16 protein-coding genes are annotated in these 16,055 nt (G+C 36.9%); 9 read left to right on the plus strand and 7 right to left on the minus strand.

Annotation, left to right across the window (positions count from 1 at the left end):
• Positions 1-11 precede the first annotated feature (11 nt).
• On the plus strand, positions 12-413 hold the full coding sequence (locus tag FW778_RS12755) for an OsmC family protein (RefSeq protein WP_150415106.1): 402 nt from the start codon (positions 12-14) through the stop codon (positions 411-413).
• 71 nt (positions 414-484) lie between these two features.
• On the opposite strand, the gene FW778_RS12760 is transcribed toward FW778_RS12755, so the two are convergent.
• The 5 genes from FW778_RS12760 to FW778_RS12780 are packed head-to-tail and all read right to left on the minus strand — an operon-like array spanning position 485 to position 4,668.
• On the minus strand, positions 485-1,759 hold the full coding sequence (locus FW778_RS12760) for a DUF2851 family protein (RefSeq protein WP_150415107.1): 1,275 nt from the start codon (positions 1,757-1,759) through the stop codon (positions 485-487).
• A 43-nt stretch (positions 1,760-1,802) separates the two neighbouring features.
• A complete protein-coding gene (locus FW778_RS12765; protein WP_150415108.1) occupies positions 1,803-2,390 on the minus strand; it encodes a Maf family protein in 588 nt (195 codons plus the stop codon).
• A 10-nt stretch (positions 2,391-2,400) separates the two neighbouring features.
• Positions 2,401-3,330, minus strand: coding sequence for a geranylgeranylglycerol-phosphate geranylgeranyltransferase (locus FW778_RS12770; protein WP_150415109.1), 930 nt, complete (start codon positions 3,328-3,330; stop codon positions 2,401-2,403).
• 27 nt (positions 3,331-3,357) lie between these two features.
• Complete coding sequence (locus FW778_RS12775; RefSeq protein ID WP_150415110.1) at positions 3,358-3,879, minus strand: KdsC family phosphatase; 522 nt, start codon at positions 3,877-3,879, stop codon at positions 3,358-3,360.
• Positions 3,880-3,900: 21 nt separating this feature from the next.
• On the minus strand, positions 3,901-4,668 hold the full coding sequence (locus FW778_RS12780; protein WP_150415111.1) for a Rossmann-like and DUF2520 domain-containing protein: 768 nt from the start codon (positions 4,666-4,668) through the stop codon (positions 3,901-3,903).
• A gap of 305 nt (positions 4,669-4,973) precedes the next feature.
• Here FW778_RS12780 and topA point away from each other — a divergent pair, with 305 nt between their 5' ends.
• The 5 genes from topA (at position 4,974) to FW778_RS12805 (ending at position 11,148) form a co-directional block, all read left to right on the plus strand.
• Positions 4,974-7,505, plus strand: a complete 2,532-nt coding sequence (gene topA, locus FW778_RS12785; protein WP_150415112.1) for a type I DNA topoisomerase — start codon at positions 4,974-4,976, stop codon at positions 7,503-7,505.
• 202 nt (positions 7,506-7,707) lie between these two features.
• Positions 7,708-8,577 carry a transglutaminase-like domain-containing protein gene (locus FW778_RS12790; protein ID WP_150415113.1) on the plus strand — a complete coding sequence of 290 codons (870 nt, stop codon included), beginning with the start codon at positions 7,708-7,710 and terminating at the stop codon, positions 8,575-8,577.
• Between the two features lie 14 nt (positions 8,578-8,591).
• Positions 8,592-9,083 carry a methylated-DNA--[protein]-cysteine S-methyltransferase gene (locus tag FW778_RS12795; RefSeq protein WP_150415114.1) on the plus strand — a complete coding sequence of 164 codons (492 nt, stop codon included), beginning with the start codon at positions 8,592-8,594 and terminating at the stop codon, positions 9,081-9,083.
• Between the two features lie 119 nt (positions 9,084-9,202).
• The gene (locus tag FW778_RS12800; RefSeq protein ID WP_150415115.1) at positions 9,203-10,393 is read left to right on the plus strand and encodes a PQQ-dependent sugar dehydrogenase; all 1,191 of its coding nucleotides are present in this window, start codon (positions 9,203-9,205) and stop codon (positions 10,391-10,393) included.
• 50 nt (positions 10,394-10,443) lie between these two features.
• Positions 10,444-11,148 carry a VIT1/CCC1 transporter family protein gene (locus tag FW778_RS12805; protein ID WP_150415116.1) on the plus strand — a complete coding sequence of 235 codons (705 nt, stop codon included), beginning with the start codon at positions 10,444-10,446 and terminating at the stop codon, positions 11,146-11,148.
• A gap of 785 nt (positions 11,149-11,933) precedes the next feature.
• On the opposite strand, the gene FW778_RS23485 is transcribed toward FW778_RS12805, so the two are convergent.
• Positions 11,934-12,419 (minus strand): cation diffusion facilitator family transporter, encoded by a 486-nt coding sequence (locus tag FW778_RS23485; protein ID WP_235906245.1) that lies wholly within the window; start codon positions 12,417-12,419, stop codon positions 11,934-11,936.
• A gap of 324 nt (positions 12,420-12,743) precedes the next feature.
• The gene (locus FW778_RS23490; RefSeq protein WP_235906246.1) at positions 12,744-12,923 is read right to left on the minus strand and encodes a cation transporter; all 180 of its coding nucleotides are present in this window, start codon (positions 12,921-12,923) and stop codon (positions 12,744-12,746) included.
• A gap of 100 nt (positions 12,924-13,023) precedes the next feature.
• Between FW778_RS23490 and FW778_RS12815 the strand changes: the two genes are divergently transcribed.
• Genes FW778_RS12815 through FW778_RS12825 form a run of 3 tightly spaced genes read left to right on the plus strand, consistent with a single transcriptional unit; the run spans position 13,024 to position 16,049 of the window.
• Positions 13,024-14,268: an ABC transporter permease gene (locus tag FW778_RS12815; RefSeq protein ID WP_150415117.1), complete on the plus strand. Its 1,245-nt coding sequence runs from the start codon at positions 13,024-13,026 to the stop codon at positions 14,266-14,268.
• Positions 14,269-14,284: 16 nt separating this feature from the next.
• Complete coding sequence (gene tsaD, locus FW778_RS12820) at positions 14,285-15,301, plus strand: tRNA (adenosine(37)-N6)-threonylcarbamoyltransferase complex transferase subunit TsaD (protein ID WP_150415118.1); 1,017 nt, start codon at positions 14,285-14,287, stop codon at positions 15,299-15,301.
• 25 nt (positions 15,302-15,326) lie between these two features.
• Positions 15,327-16,049: a tRNA1(Val) (adenine(37)-N6)-methyltransferase gene (locus FW778_RS12825; protein WP_150415119.1), complete on the plus strand. Its 723-nt coding sequence runs from the start codon at positions 15,327-15,329 to the stop codon at positions 16,047-16,049.
• Positions 16,050-16,055 lie beyond the last annotated feature (6 nt).

Here is a 16,055-nt window from a genome sequence, read left to right on the forward strand (position 1 = left end):
AAAAATACATAATGACTGCCTCAATAGTATATACAGGAAATTTGCGATGTGAAGCTGAACACGTTCAAAGTAAAACAATTACAGAAACTGATGCTCCCACAGACAATAGGGGTAAAGGCGAAAAATTTTCTCCAACCGATCTTTTATGTGTTTCTGTAGCTACCTGTATGCTTACAACTATGGCAATAAAAGCTGGAGACTTACAGGTAGACATCACTGATGCAAAAGCAGATGTGACAAAGCATATGTTCAGCAACCCACGCAGGGTTGGTAAAATTGAAGTGATGGTAACCTTACCTCCTAACGGAAACGAACGCGACAGGAAAGTGCTTGAAAAAACTGGTGACAATTGCCCCGTCATAAAAAGTATTCACCCGGATATTGAACTTGTTATAAATTATAAATGGGGATAAAATTCAATTGTTGATGCTTTTTACTTGGCTAAGATTTAAGGAAACTTTATCAATTTAACCTGATTCCATCATCACTTGTTTCTCTTAAGTAATGTATTACCAATAGCGCAATGCGGGCAAAGTTTTTTATTACAGTATTCATTTTTAAGCTGGATAAGAGCCTGGGAATCCAAAGCGTTCTTATTTAAAAAATTCAACTTTTCAAAAGCTTTGGTTATATTATTTTTTTCTGCTGCAATTTCTTCAAGCCATTTTATTGCTTTGTCTTTATATACCTCTTCGTTGTGGTTCAACCCATAAGCGAATAATGTCGGAATAATCGTATTGATGATAATATTATCAATCATCTGTTTGCCGATTGTCTTTACTTTGTAGCCTGATGTTTCATCGAAAATATAATGATAATGCCAGTAATCGTTGGCACTTACATCCAGCATTTTTTTAATTTCCTTCAAAGAAGTTGCATCTTTTATTTTCGAAAACAAATGCTCACTCTCATGAATGAGCATGGCGAGTTGGGCAAGTCTTATCGTCGGAAAATTTGCCGGGCGCATTCTTAAAAAAGACAATTCACCATCAACAGCTTTTAAATTATATTTTTTTTGATAAAAAGAAAATTCTTTCTTCAACATCAAAGGATATTTTTCTATAAATTCAGACACAAGTAAACCGGCTGTTCCAAACAATAAAGCTTCAACCTGCGGAATGCTGTTTTTATGTTTTGCCAAAATTGACACAGGTATTGACCTTGCAACTTTTTGAAAGAGGTCGCTGTTAACCTTTATTCCAAAATTGGCAGCAATTAACCACCAAAAAGTTTCTTCCCAATGAAAATTTGTTTCTTTTAGAATGGCCAGTGTGTTCTTTGATTTTTCAATTAGCCTTTCAGCAACAAGTCTTTGTTTCCAATTGGAAAGCGTAAGCTCATTAACCTCCGGCAACTGGTTCTCGCAGGGAATAAAATGCGAAGAATCCATTAGCATTCTGTATTTTTCAAGCAATAATTTCGGAACCCGGTTCTTCAATTCAACTGTAGCAAGATTATTACCATGCTTATCTTTTATTAGGACATTATTGTTCCAAACCACATGAAGGATAACGTTATTAAAATTTGAATCAGCGGAATGGTTGTGCACGTTCCAATCGGATGAATTAAGATGAAGTTCTACATTTCCGGCCCATGTTGTTTTTCCAATTTTAATTTTTGCATCAATAAAATCAGCGCCCTGGTTGGTATTATAGTTTCCCGTCTTAATTACCTGGATGGGTTCGCCCGAAGAAGTAACCAGTTCTGAATTATTGAAGTATTGAAATTGCCAGATATATTGCAGCAAGTCTTCTTTCATGCGCAGGAAGTTAGTTATCGAAAAAATAAAACAAATACTTTATTTATCCTAATGCTTCAAGTTCTTTTACCACCCTGCTTACCGGTAATCCCATAACGTTATAAAAGTCGCCGTTAATGGAACGAATACCCGTAACGCCTATCCATTCCTGGATTGCGTAAGCCCCTGCCTTATCATAAGGTTTGTATTTGTCAACGTAAAATTCAATTTGCGAACGCGAAAGATTATAGAATTCCACCTGTGTTTCGTCAGAAAAAATTATTTGCTTTTTTGCCGATAAAATACACACACCGGTAATTACAGAATGCTTCTTGCCCGAGAGCTCAGAAAGAATTTTGATGGCATCTTCCCTTCCGGACGGTTTACCAATTATGGTATCGTTCAACACAACAATAGTATCAGCAGCAAGAATCGTTTGCGCTTCCTCGTTGGTTAGTGAACCGGCCACCTTTTCTTTAACCGCAATAGCTTTATTGTACGCGATATGAGTTGCCACTTCAGCCGGGCTTAACAGCGCAGGATAACTTTCATCTGTGTTTGCCACGCTTACCTCAAACGGAATCTCAGCCCATTGCAGCAATTGACTTCTCCTGGGAGATTGTGATGCTAATATTATTTTTTTGATGTTCAACTTATATTATTTAAAAGAAAACCATTGATAAAATTCCTGTAAACATTACTACTTTAACGGCCGTACTTAACTGGTGAAAATCTTTGGGAGACTGAGCGTTATACAATTTTCGTAGTATCCACGCCAGTGGAATAATTATAGCGAATAAAGAATAGACCGCCGAAAGCCACCAGCCTAATTGAAGTACATAAATTTGAACACCTGCAACCCCGGCTATAATAACCACCAGCCAAACGGCAACAAAAACTTTTGACACCTGCAATCCCCACACAATCGGCATAGTCGTTCCCCCATATTTCGCATCGCCCCGCATGTCTTCCATATCTTTTATAACTTCTCTTATAAGAGAAATAATAAAGGCAAACCCTGCATAAATAAACGATAGTTTAATAAGTCTTTTCCAATAAGCATCTGAAGAAATAACATGGACTGGATGTTCTGAAAAAGTAAGCACCAGAATAACCCACGCAGTAAGTAGCGATATTAAAATATTTCCTATCAGCAGTTTTTTTTTGAAAGTGGTAGAGTAAAACCAAAGCAAAATAATGGCGGCAAAATTAAATACGGGTATATAAAAATTACGCAACTTATAACCGATATAGCAACTTATAACTAAGCCTGTAAACGATAAAACGATATGCCACACAATTGCCCAGCGTCGTTTAATATAACGGTCAATGATAAGTTTTGACGGCTTATTTATAAGATCAATATTTACATCAAAATAGTCATTGATGATATAGCCCGCAGCAGCAATACAAACAGATGCAAATACAAGCCAGTAAAATAAAGACAATGGAAGTTTTATGTATTCTGCATCCCCCGTACCGTCGTGGTAAACAAAGCGGAGCACAAAAAACCTGAACAGCATTTGAGTAAGTGCAATAAAAACCAGGTTGGGCCACCTGGTTAGTTTAAAAAATGCTGAAACAATGTTCATCCGGTTTTTTTTAAAGGAAATTTGATGTCAGGTAGCAGCAATAGACGTTTGCAGCGGCCAGTTATTATTAAGCTTCAACACTTTTTCAATAACATCTCTTACGCATCCATAACCACCGTCAAAGGGCGAAATATAAGAAGATATTTGTTTAATTTCAACTGCGGCATCAGCCGGACAGCAAGCAAAATCAGCCATTTGCATACAGTTATAATCGGGAATATCATCTCCCATAAATAGAACTCCGCCGGGCCCGCAATTGTTTTTCAGGATATATTCTTTTAAAAGAGATTCCTTGTTTAGCACTTTCATAAATACATCCGTAACTCCTAATTTACCCAGGCGTTCGGCAACAGGAATCGATTCACTTCCTGAAATCACAAGAATATTGTACCCGTATTTAATGGCTAACTGCAACGCATAGCCGTCTTTTATATTCATACGGCGCAACCATTGCCCGTTATCATCTATAAGAAGCCCACCGTCAGTAAGCACTCCATCAATATCGAACACAAACGTTTTAATTAGCCTAAGGCGTGAAAGAATATTCATGCGTTAAAAATACGCACCATATTAATGCTTTTCATGAAATTTTAAAATACTTTCTGAAAGTTTGAGATACAGGTATTTAATATCAGGATGAGAGGAAAGTGCCTGCAAATGCCGGTTAATGGTAAAAATATCTTCTCTCATAGCCGGCCCGGTCTGTACATCATGTGGTGAATTATTGTTAACCTTTAAAGTAACTTCATTTATAAGCGGAAGTAAATTTTTAAAATCTATCTTTTCCTTTTCGCAAAAATTTTCCGCAAGGGCATACATGTGATTGGTAAAATTGCCGGCAAAGACCGCAGCAATATGATAATGGAGCCTTTCGGCTTCGCTAACCGGTATCACTTTGTCAGAAAGTGTTCTTGCAAATCCAATTACCTGGTGAAGAGTTTCTTTATTATTGCCTTCTACTAAAAAAGGAATTTCCGGGATTTGCTCTGTTAACTTAGATAAAGTTTGTAGCGGGTAAAGTACGCCGTAAGTAGAAGAGATATTTTTAAAAACATCTTTTGACACAGAGCCGGCTGTGTGAACAACAAACTTATCTTTTAATGCAGTTATTTTTTCGATCGATTCCAGTGCTGCGTCATTTAATACTATAATATAAATATCTGCACGGGCAAACTCAACGGCATTAAGTAAAGCAGCATCAGCGTTATACCGTGAAGCCACATGTACAGCATGATCTTTATTACGGCTTACGACCTGCACAATTTCATGGCCTGCTTTTTCAATTAATGAGCTTAAAACTGTCGCGACATTACCTGATCCTACGATTACAACCTTCATTTAATATTAATTTTTTGTTCACAGATGTATTAAATAATACAATTGTGCTTTGAATATAGTTTTGGCCTGCGAGTTTAATTAAAAAAATACGTTGTTATTAAAATAATTAACAGCGGTTTTTCGAAATATAGAGATTAATTCTCATTGGGGGTATTGCGAAGATAATAATGCATGATTAAAATTCCTATTTAGTTTTTAAGATTACATTTTTAATTTTTAAACTAATATTGCAGCAACCCGAAATATTTTTATTCTTATTATGTTTTATAATATGAATAGAGCAGAAATGGATTAAATAAAAAATTATGGCGAAAAATTTATTGATTGTAGAGTCTCCTGCGAAAGCAAAAACAATAGAAGCAATTCTTGGAAAAAATTTCGAGGTAAAAAGTTGTTATGGACATATACGGGACCTGGAAAAGAACGATATGGGAATTGATATTGCTAACAATTTTAATCCCACTTATGTTGTTCCTCCGGAAAAAACGAAGGTGGTGAACGAACTTAAAAGCCTGGCAAAAAAAGCAGATGAAGTATGGCTTGCATCGGATGAAGACCGTGAAGGTGAAAGTATTAGCTGGCATTTGGCCGAAGTATTAAAACTTGATCCAAAGACAACCAAGCGAATTGTTTTTCATGAAATAACAAAACCTGCCATTGAAAAAGCAGTGCAAAACCCAAGAGTTATTGATATGAATCTGGTCGATGCACAACAGGCCCGCAGGGTTCTCGACAGGATTGTTGGCTTTGAATTAAGTCCCGTGCTTTGGCGAAAAATCGGCCAGCAAGGTGGCTTAAGTGCAGGCAGGGTTCAAAGCGTTGCAGTAAAATTAATCGTAGAAAAAGAACGTGAAATCAATAATTTTAAAGCAGTCAGTAGTTTTAAAATTGAAGCCTTATTATCCGCAACCGATATTAATAATAAGACCGTAACATTTAAGGCGGAAGGCAATAAATATAATGAAGCTGAAGATGCGGAGCAGTTTTTAAAAAGCTGCATCGGTGCAAAATATACCGTTAAAGATATACAGGTTAAACCCGGCAAACGTACACCGGCAGCACCTTTCACAACATCAACCTTACAACAGGAAGCAAGCAGAAAATTAGGTTATGGTGTAAGTAAGACAATGTTGCTGGCGCAAAGATTATACGAAAGCGGTAAGATAACCTATATGCGTACCGATAGTGTGAACCTCGGTGAAACAGCCATGAATGATATTACAGCTCAGATTAATAAAAATTACGGAGGGAAATATTTGCAGGTACGTAAATACAAAAATAAAAATGAGAGTGCACAGGAAGCGCATGAGGCTATTCGCCCAACTTATATGCAAAATAGTTCAGTAGACGATCCTGAATTAAACCGGTTGTACGACTTAATCTGGAAGCGTACCATTGCCAGCCAAATGGCCGATGCCGAATTAGAAAAAACCATTGCAAAAATAAATATCAGTACGAACAACGCTGAACTTACAGCAAGCGGAGAAGTAATAAAATTTGATGGCTTTTTAAAAGTATATTTCGAAAGCACTGACGATGATGATGAAAGTGAGAATGATGAAAGCCGATTACCGAATCTAACGGTTGGGCAGGCATTGGATTTTTACCAGATGACCGCAACAGAAAAATTCACCAAACATGCTGCCCGTTATACCGAAGCGTCTTTGGTAAAGAAACTGGAAGAGTTGGGTATTGGCAGGCCAAGTACGTACGCCCCTACTATTTCTACCATTATCAAAAGAAATTACGTTGAGAAAAAAGATAAAGAAGGCATAAAAAGAGATTACCGGATTTTAAAATTAAAGAATGATGTTATTCAAAAAGTGACCGAACAGGAAAATACAGGAGCTGAAAAATCAAAACTGTTCCCAACCGATCTTGGATTAGTGGTTACCGATTTTTTAAACCTGCACTTTACGAAAGTGATGGATTATTCTTTCACGGCAGATATTGAGGAAGAGTTTGATGAAATTGCCGAAGGAAAAATGAAATGGAATACCATGGTCAGTGAATTTTACGGGCCGTTTCATTCAGGCGTGGAACATACATTGGAAACTGCAGTTCGGGCCGTTGGCGAACGACCGTTAGGCATAGACGAAGCAACAGGAAAACCGATAATTGCAAGAATGGGCAAATATGGCCCGATGGTGCAAATTGGCGCACCCGATGATGAGGATAAACCAAGGTTTGCCAAATTAAAATCAAGCCAGAGTATTGAAACGATTACTTTGGAAGAAGCGCTTGAATTATTTAAGCTACCATTAACGTTAGGCGAACATGAAGGCCTTGAAGTTTCGGTAAACATCGGGCGTTTCGGGCCGTATGTAAAATGGGGCGAGCAATTTATTTCTATCCCAAAAGGAGAAGAGCCGGGCGATGTGGACTTAAAAAGAGCAATTGAAATTATTCATGCAAAAAAAGTTGAAGACGCGCCTATTGGCTTTTTCGATCAAAAACCTATAACAAAAGGCAAAGGAAGATTTGGCCCATTTATAAAATGGAACGATTTGTTTATAAATGTTCCGCGGGCATATAATTTTGATAATCTTACGCAACAGGATTGTAATGCGCTTATTGAAAAAAAATTAGAAAAAGAAGCCAACCGTTATATACGTCAATGGCCTGAAGAAAAGATCGCCATTGAAAACGGGCGCTGGGGACCATTCATACGTTTTAATAAAAAAATGATGAAGCTTCCTGCAAATGGTACTAAAGGAAAATTCACTCCCGAAGAATTAGCTGCAATAGAATTAGATGCCGTAAAGAAAATGATTGTTGCGCAGGATCCAAAAGCTTTTGATAAAAAAGCCGCAAAGAAAAAAGTGAAGAAGAAGTAAGCTTTTTATGCAAGTTCTATAAATAGTTACCACACCTTTTCGGTAATTATTTCATTTACAATAATTAATTTTCTTGTCAAAATATATTTGTAACTAATGTTATAATTATATGTTGGTAAATATTGAGTATATATTTACCTTGTTTCTATTACTTTTCTATCTTTACAAAAGAAACCAAACATTTTTTAAGCGCCTATTTTAAATGCAGGAAAACAAGGAAATATCAGCACTCTTTCACTTAATAGACGATCCCGATGAAGAAGTTTTCAGCTCGGTCAGCGAGCGCATAGTATCGATAGGACGGGCCATTATTCCAAACCTGGAAAATTTATGGGAAACAACTCCCGATCAGAATGTACAGGAAAGAATTGAAATGATAATCCACAAACTCCACTTTAGAGATTTAGTTGAAGAGTTTACAAACTGGAAAAACGGTTCATGCGAATTATTGCAGGGCGCACTGCTCGCTGCTCGCTATCGATATCCCGAGATGAACACCACCACTACGTTGCAGGAAATGGAAAAAATTAGAAGGAACATCTGGCTGGAGTTAAACAGTTACCTCACTCCTCTCGAACAGGTAAACGTAATTACGGGTATCCTTTACAGTTATTATAAATTAAAAGGCAACGAAGTTGCTTATGATTTTCCCGAAGATTTTTTGATAAATAAAGTTATAGAACAAAAAAAAGGCAATGCCATTACTAACGGTATACTGTACCTGATTGTTTGCGAGCTGCTTGATATTCCTATTAAAGCAATTAATATTCCCAAGCAATTTATTCTTGGATATTTTGATATTGATTATAATTTCCCCAATCCTGAGAGACAAAAAAGCGAGAAAATAAATTTTTATATCGATCCGCTTAACGGGCAGATTTATTCACATAAAGACGTGGAAAATTATTTCAAAAGAATTTCTGTTCCTCCTACCGCTTCTTATTTCAGGCAATTGAGCAACAAGCGTATCATTCAACATTTATTAGAAGAATATAGTAAGTGCTTCACGGACGTTGCGAACCTGTATAAAAAAAATGACCTACTTTATTTGGCTAAATTGTTAGACGATTAAAACAAAGCCGTACAATGTTTTATCATTCCCCTCTCTGTATTATTAAAATAAAAATTTCCGGCGGTTACATAAACGAACTTATTTATATAGACGAAGAAGCAGAATCATTGCCTGAAACGGCCAAATTATCTGGAGAGGACAACAGGGCTTTAAAAAAATGCATCACCCAGTTTGATGAATATTTTTCAGGAAAAAGAAAAATATTTAGCCTACCTGTAAAACAGGACGGCACAATCTTTCAGCAAAAAGTATGGAACGAATTAATTAAAATCCCTTTCGGGAAAACCATAAGCTACTTGCAACTTGCGCGACAATTAGGCGACGCAAAATCAATAAGGGCGGCCGCTTCAGCCAACGGACGCAACAAGCTCAACATTATTGTTCCATGTCATAGGGTAATCGGAAGCAACGGAACTCTTGTGGGTTATGGCGGCGGGTTGCCAAGAAAAAAATGGTTACTGGACCACGAAAATAAATATGCACACGGCGTTTCTCTCTTATTTTAAATAAATTGCAACGATACCCAATATTTAACAGGTAAATATTTTCATATAAACAAACGCACTTTTTAACAATATTTACCGAAAATCTTAATAGCTTTTTTAAACCTGATAAAAACAACAGTATGCATTTTTCATTTTTATTTTTAAGAAGATTTGTTATCATTTCATTTACATTAGTTCTTATTCTATCGCTGTCAAACTGTAATAATAATAAAACCGAGCATACTAATGCGGGTGGTACGACGGTTTCGCAAAACACAGATTCGCTTTTTAAGAAATATGATCTTGATAATATAAAATTACCCGCTGGTTTTAAAATAGGTGTTTATGCTGAAGTGCCTGATGCCAGAAGCATGTGCATTTCACCTAACGGAACTGTGTTCGTTGGAACCAAGAAAAAGAAGGTGTATGCGATAACCGATGAGAACCATGATGGCAATGCAGATAAGGTGTATGAAATTGCAAGTGGATTAAATGCACCTAACGGTGTTGCTTTTAAAGATGGCAGCCTTTATATCGGTACCATTTCAATTATTTACCGCATGGATAGTATTGAATCAAAACTCAGTAATCCTCCAGAGCCGGTTGTAGTATACGATAAATATCCAACGCTTACCCATCATGGAAATAAATTTATAGCCTTCGGCCCCGATGGAAAATTATATGCCCCAATAGGCGCCCCCTGCAACATTTGTGATTCGCCAAAACCTTTCGCATCAATAACACGCATCAACCCGGATGGAACCGGTTTTGAAATTTTTGCAACGGGCATTAGAGACTGTGTGGGGTTTGCCTGGGATCCCGTAACTAAACAACTTTGGTTTACCGACAACGGTCGCGATGAACTGGGTGACGATATACCAAGTGACGAATTGAATAATGCCAAAGAAGCTGGAATGAATTTCGGGTACCCCTTTTGCCATGAAGGCGATATTTTAGATCCTGAATTTGGCAAAGGAAAAAATTGCGGTGACTATACACCACCCGTAAAAAAGCTGGGTGCTCATGTAGCATCATTAGGGATGCGTTTTTACACGGGGAGTATGTTCCCGGAAGATTATAAAAATGCAATATTCATTGCTGAGCATGGCAGTTGGAACAGAACTACACCGGTAGGTTACCGGGTGGTAGTTGCCAAAAGAGATAGTAGCGGAAATCTTGGAGATCCTGTTCCTTTTGCCGAAGGCTGGTTGCAAAAAGTAACCAGCGTTAACGGTCGCCCTGTGGACGTGCAGGTTTTGCAGGATGGCTCACTGCTTGTTAGTGATGATTATAAAGGTGTTGTTTACAGGATAACTCATAAGAACCCATAAAGCCCAAACGAGAAACAATTGTTACACTTTTTACCCATTAAATTAAACCAATGTCCGATCATCATGGTCACCATCATACTGAAGAACATTTACAAAGTTCCGATCTTTTAAGAGATGTAGTTATAGGAATGAGTGATGGACTAACGGTTCCATTTGCTTTGGCTGCCGGGCTTAGCGGTGCCGTGTCTACCAGTGGCATAATAGTTATTGCAGGCATAGCCGAAATTGCGGCCGGCGGTATAGCTATGGGTCTTGGCGGATACCTTGCTGGCAAAACAGAACAGGATCATTACGACAGTGAGTTGAAAAGAGAATATGAAGAAGTGGAGCGCATACCCGAAAAAGAAAAACAGGAAGTAAAAGATTTTTTTGAAAGCATAGGCCTCAGCGAAGAGCTGCAAAATAAAGCGACCGAAGAAATTGCGAAAGATAAAAAACAATGGGTTGATTTTATGATGAAATTTGAGCTGGGTCTTGATATGCCTGATCCCAAAAGAGCCAGGAACAGCGCACTCAATATCGGCGTTTCGTACATTGTTGGAGGCATTATTCCATTAAGCCCTTATTTTTTTATTGAAAACTCTAAAGAAGCTTTAAAGTTTTCAGTGGTTGCTACCTTAATTTGCTTGTTCGTTTTTGGATATTTTAAAAGTAAAATAACCGGCGTGCCTGTATTATCAGGAGCCTTAAAAGTTATGCTCATCGGGGCCCTTGCGGCGGGTGCAGCGTATGGCGTTGCACTATTATTTAAATAAATATTTGTTTGGTTTTTTTTCAACAAAAGAAAAGACATAATTCTTATAACCAAGCCAGCCTTTGGGTTTTAAAATTGGTTTAGATTTCTCCAGGTGGCACAAAATTATTTTCATTAACAGGCCGGCACAAGCGTAAGACGACTGAATTGCGAAAAAAGCGTTCTGAATTGTAGCAACTAACTCCTAAGCATACACTAAAAATGAATTGATTTTTGAGATAACCATTTTTGAAATAGTCAACTATTCTTTTAATGGCCGGGAAAGCATTGTAATTCTCGATTTGCTAATACAATAGTTTACTTATCGCCTATATTAGGACTTCTACGGAGCAGCTATACGGTGTAAAAATCCTTTGGTACTTTCATTAAGCCGGGTAATCAACGATTTTACATTAGTAAAAATTCTTGTGGCTTCTACTGCAAAAAAAGTAACTGTACGCAATTTTGCACGTTACTAAAATATCTAAAGAGTATCAACGTTTTATAAACCTGAAGGCGTTGCTAACCCTATTTTACATCACTTTCACTACACCTGATCACCTTACAAAAAAGTCACTTTGCATGTATGCTTTGCATATTTTATAGCCAGGCAAAGTATTGATTCTCGGCCTAATGATTTTTTATTATAAGCCATAAAACGATTAAGAAATAATAAAAAGGATAATTAATTATAGTATAGAAGAGCTTAATGGATAATCAGTTTTTGAATTTTGGAAAAATCCCCTCATTTCTATGAGGGGATAATTTTTTTAGATTAAATAGAATCTATTTATCGTAAGCAGGGCGTCAGCTAAAAACTTCATGCCTGGAATCTTTGGAAATATTTTTTATGGTCCACATAACCTTCTTTTCAAAATCATATTTTCGAACCAGGCAATTCTGTTTTGTACAAATACGGCAGGAAAATTGCTCGCATCCGTCTGAGTGCGCAAATAGTTCAACAGCTTCTCCAAATTCATCCCGGATTAATTTTGCCAAAGCCTCTATTTCAGCGTGCGCTTCATATACATTCAGGTACCAGGGCACTGTCAGATGGCAATCGCAATGCAGTGTACTGCCATATTTAATAAAACGAAGATTATGCAGATCAATCCAATTTTCTCTCCTGTTTTTATTTAGTAAATCAACAAGGTTATGTAATAATTTTGTATCAGCCTCATCCATTATACCGGCAACGGATGTACGAACAATTTTATAGCCCGTAAAAATAATAATCAATGCAAAAACAGAAGCTTCCAGGCTATCAAGCCAAACCTGTTTTGTAAAATACAATAATACCAACCCAATAAAAATTCCTAAGTGCTGTAAGTATCAGTTTTTAAATGTTTGCCGCTGGCAATTAAAAGTAAAGATTTGTTTTTCTCTCCCGTTGCAACACATATTACTCCCGCAAAATAATTTACAAGAGCTGTTGTAGCTAACAAAATAATTCCATAATCGAGTTTGGTAATTACGTGCGGATGAAAAAACTTACTACCGATTTATAAATAATAATAATCCCCGCCACGATTATCAGGTTGCCTCAACGGCTGCAGAAATAAATTCAACTTTTCCATGCCCGTATGGATGATCCGCATCTTTAGGTTTTGCCGAAAGTTATAAACTGTACAATCCCAAGAAACCAGAAGCAATATTTACTATACTTTCCAACGCATCTGTAAGAATAGCAAGGGAACCGGTTAAATACCATGCGGCAAGCTTGATGGAGAATAATATAATTGCAATAATAATAATAATGAACTTCTGGAGTCGTATATTCTCTTTTGAACCTAGCAAACTAAATAATTTTGGACGTGCAAATTACACTTGATAATTAATACTTTTCCGTTACCAGTACTTAATTATCTCACATCTTAAAAAACATTAAATTTGCTCTATGCGCAAAACGCTTAACATATTGGCAAGTTCCTTCCGCCTCACTATGCAGGAGCTAATGGTAAACAAATTGCGTACGGCTCTTTCTCTTATTGGAATTTCATTTGGAATATTTTGCATAATTGGCGTGCTGGCAACAGTTAACAGCCTTGAAGCGAATATCCAGAATCAAATTAAAAGCCTTGGCACCAATACTATTTATATAGATAAGTGGGATTATAAAGGCGGTCCCGATTACCCATGGTGGAAGTATGTTAACAGGCCGGTACCCAAATTTGAGGAAGTAAATTTAATAAAGCAAAGAAGCCGGCTTACAAGTAATGTTGCTTTTGAAATTGATACAAGGCTAACCGTTGAATATGAAAATAATGCGCTGGAAGGCGTTACCGTATTTGGCGTTAGTGAAGAAGAAGATGATATCCAGCCAGTAAAAATGGCCTATGGGCGTTTTATTTCCGGCGCTGAATTTGCATCCGGAAGTCCGGTGGCAATTATTGGATATACCAATGCAGAAAATTTATTTTTTAGCCCCGAACTGGCTATTGGCAAAGAAATTAAAATAAAAGGAATAAAAGCGACTATTATAGGAGTGATAAAAAAAATGGGTACACCCATGATTGGATGGGATTATGATCAATGCTTTATCACCTCATACAGGTTTGCAAAAGAAATATTCAATGAAGAAAACAGCAGGCCAAAAATTATGGTGAAAGGAAAAGGCAATGTAAGCTCATCGGCGCTGGCAGATGAACTTGAAGGAGTAATGCGGTCGATAAGAAAACTCAGCCCTAAGCAGGAAGATAATTTTTCTTTAAATCAAATAAGCTCCTTTAGTGATAATGTAAGTTCTCTTTTTGGGAGTATAAATCTTGGCGGCTGGGCAATAGGAATCTTAAGCCTGATTGTAGGCGCATTTGGTATTGCAAATATTATGTTTGTAACAGTAAAAGAAAGAACACCAATCATCGGGCTAAAAAAGGCAATTGGTGCAAAAAAGAGAAGCATACTCTCGGAGTTTTTATTAGAGTCAGCCACTATTTGTGTTATGGGAGGACTAATGGGTTTACTTCTCGTCTATATTCTTACGTTAGTGCTTACCAATGTGTTTAATTTCCCTGTTTTTATTTCAGCAGGCATTCTTACGCTTGCCATTTCAATATGCGTTATCATAGGAATACTTGCAGGTATGATTCCTGCTTATTCGGCTTCCCGTTTAGATGCGGTTGTAGCCATTCGTTCTAAATAATTTTTATTCTAATCTTATGTCTTATATCCTGGCAATTGAATCTTCATGCGATGAAACTGCAGCGGCGGTGTGCAATGATGGCCTTATACTGAGTAATATTATAGCGAGCCAGAAAATTCATGAAGAATACGGCGGCGTTGTTCCGGAACTTGCTTCCAGGGCACATTTGCAAGCGATAGTCCCCGTGGTGGACACTGCGCTAAAAAAGGCAAATGTAAGTTTAGACGAAATAGATGCTTTCGCTTTTACACAATCTCCTGGTTTAATTGGCGCACTGCTTGTTGGAACCGAATTTGCAAAATCACTTTCACTTGGATGCAATAAACCTTTAATAGCCGTACACCACATGCAGGCGCATGTATTGGCAAATCTTATTCAATCACCCGGCAAAAAAAATGAAACTCCTTCATTTCCTTTTTTATGCCTAACCGTTAGTGGTGGCCACACGCAGATTGTATTATGTGAAGATTTTTTACAAATGAAAGTGATAGGCGAAACACTGGATGATGCAGCAGGCGAAGCGTTTGATAAGTCGGCAAAAATATTGGGGCTCCCCTACCCAGGTGGCCCGTTAATTGACAAATTTGCAAAAAATGGAAATCCTGAAAAATATAAATTTCCTGAACCAAAAATTGATGAATTAAATTTTAGTTTTAGTGGATTAAAAACATCGATACTTTATTTTATAAGAGATGAAAAATTAAAAAATGAAAATTTTGTTGAAGAAAATATGGCCGATATCTGTGCATCTGTTCAATCCCGGATTGTTTCAATTTTATTACATAAACTAAAAAAAGCTTCCCGGGAAACCGGCATCACAGATATCTGTATTGCCGGTGGAGTAAGTGCCAATAAAGGGTTACGCAGAGAATTTGAAAAAATGGGAATTGAAGAAGGATGGAAAACTTTTATACCAGCATTTGAATATTGCACTGATAATGCGGCAATGATTGCTATAACCGGTTATTATAAATATAAGGCTGGAATTTTTGAAGATTTATCTGTAGTTCCATCTGCAAGAGCCGTTTTTTAATTTTGTCCTTTTTTAAAAGAGCCATTTGTCTAATCAATATTTTCAATTTAAAAAATTTAAAGTTCAGCAGGATAAGAGCAGCATGAAAGTTTGTACTGATTCGTGCCTTTTTGGAGCGTGGATTGCCGCTGCACTTGAACAAAAGAATATTAGTGCTGAAACTATTTTAGATATTGGAACGGGAACAGGTTTGTTAAGCATGATGCTTGGGCAAAAATCAGATGCATGCATAGACGCAGTTGAAATAGATATAAACGCATTTGAACAAGCCAAAGACAATGTTGGTGCATCTCCTTGGCACGAACGAATTAAATTATTTCACAGTAATATTAAAAACTTCGATCCTGGTCTTAAATATGACCTGGTTATTTCCAATCCGCCATTTTATGAAAATGATTTAACAGCACAAGATGAAGGTAGAAATATTTCAAAACACAGTATCGCTTTAAGTTTGGAAGAATTAATCATTATTTCAAAAAATTTATTAAGTAAAGATGGAACGCTTGCAGTATTGCTACCATGGCACAGAACAAAGTTGTTTGAGGATGTAGCATCAAAATATTCGTTCTTTATCAAGGGAAAAATGCAAGTAAAGCAAACAACATCACATAATTATTTTCGTACAATGCTTATTTTAACGAAAACAAAATCAGAAACAATAGAAACTGAATTAACCATTAAGAATAGTGAGAACAACTATTCCGATGAATTTAAGTCGCTCTTAAAGGATTACTATTTATACCTGTAAGAATTT

The sequence above is a fragment of the Ginsengibacter hankyongi genome (assembly GCF_008710285.1).
Taxonomy (GTDB): Bacteria; Bacteroidota; Bacteroidia; order Chitinophagales; family Chitinophagaceae; genus Ginsengibacter; species Ginsengibacter hankyongi.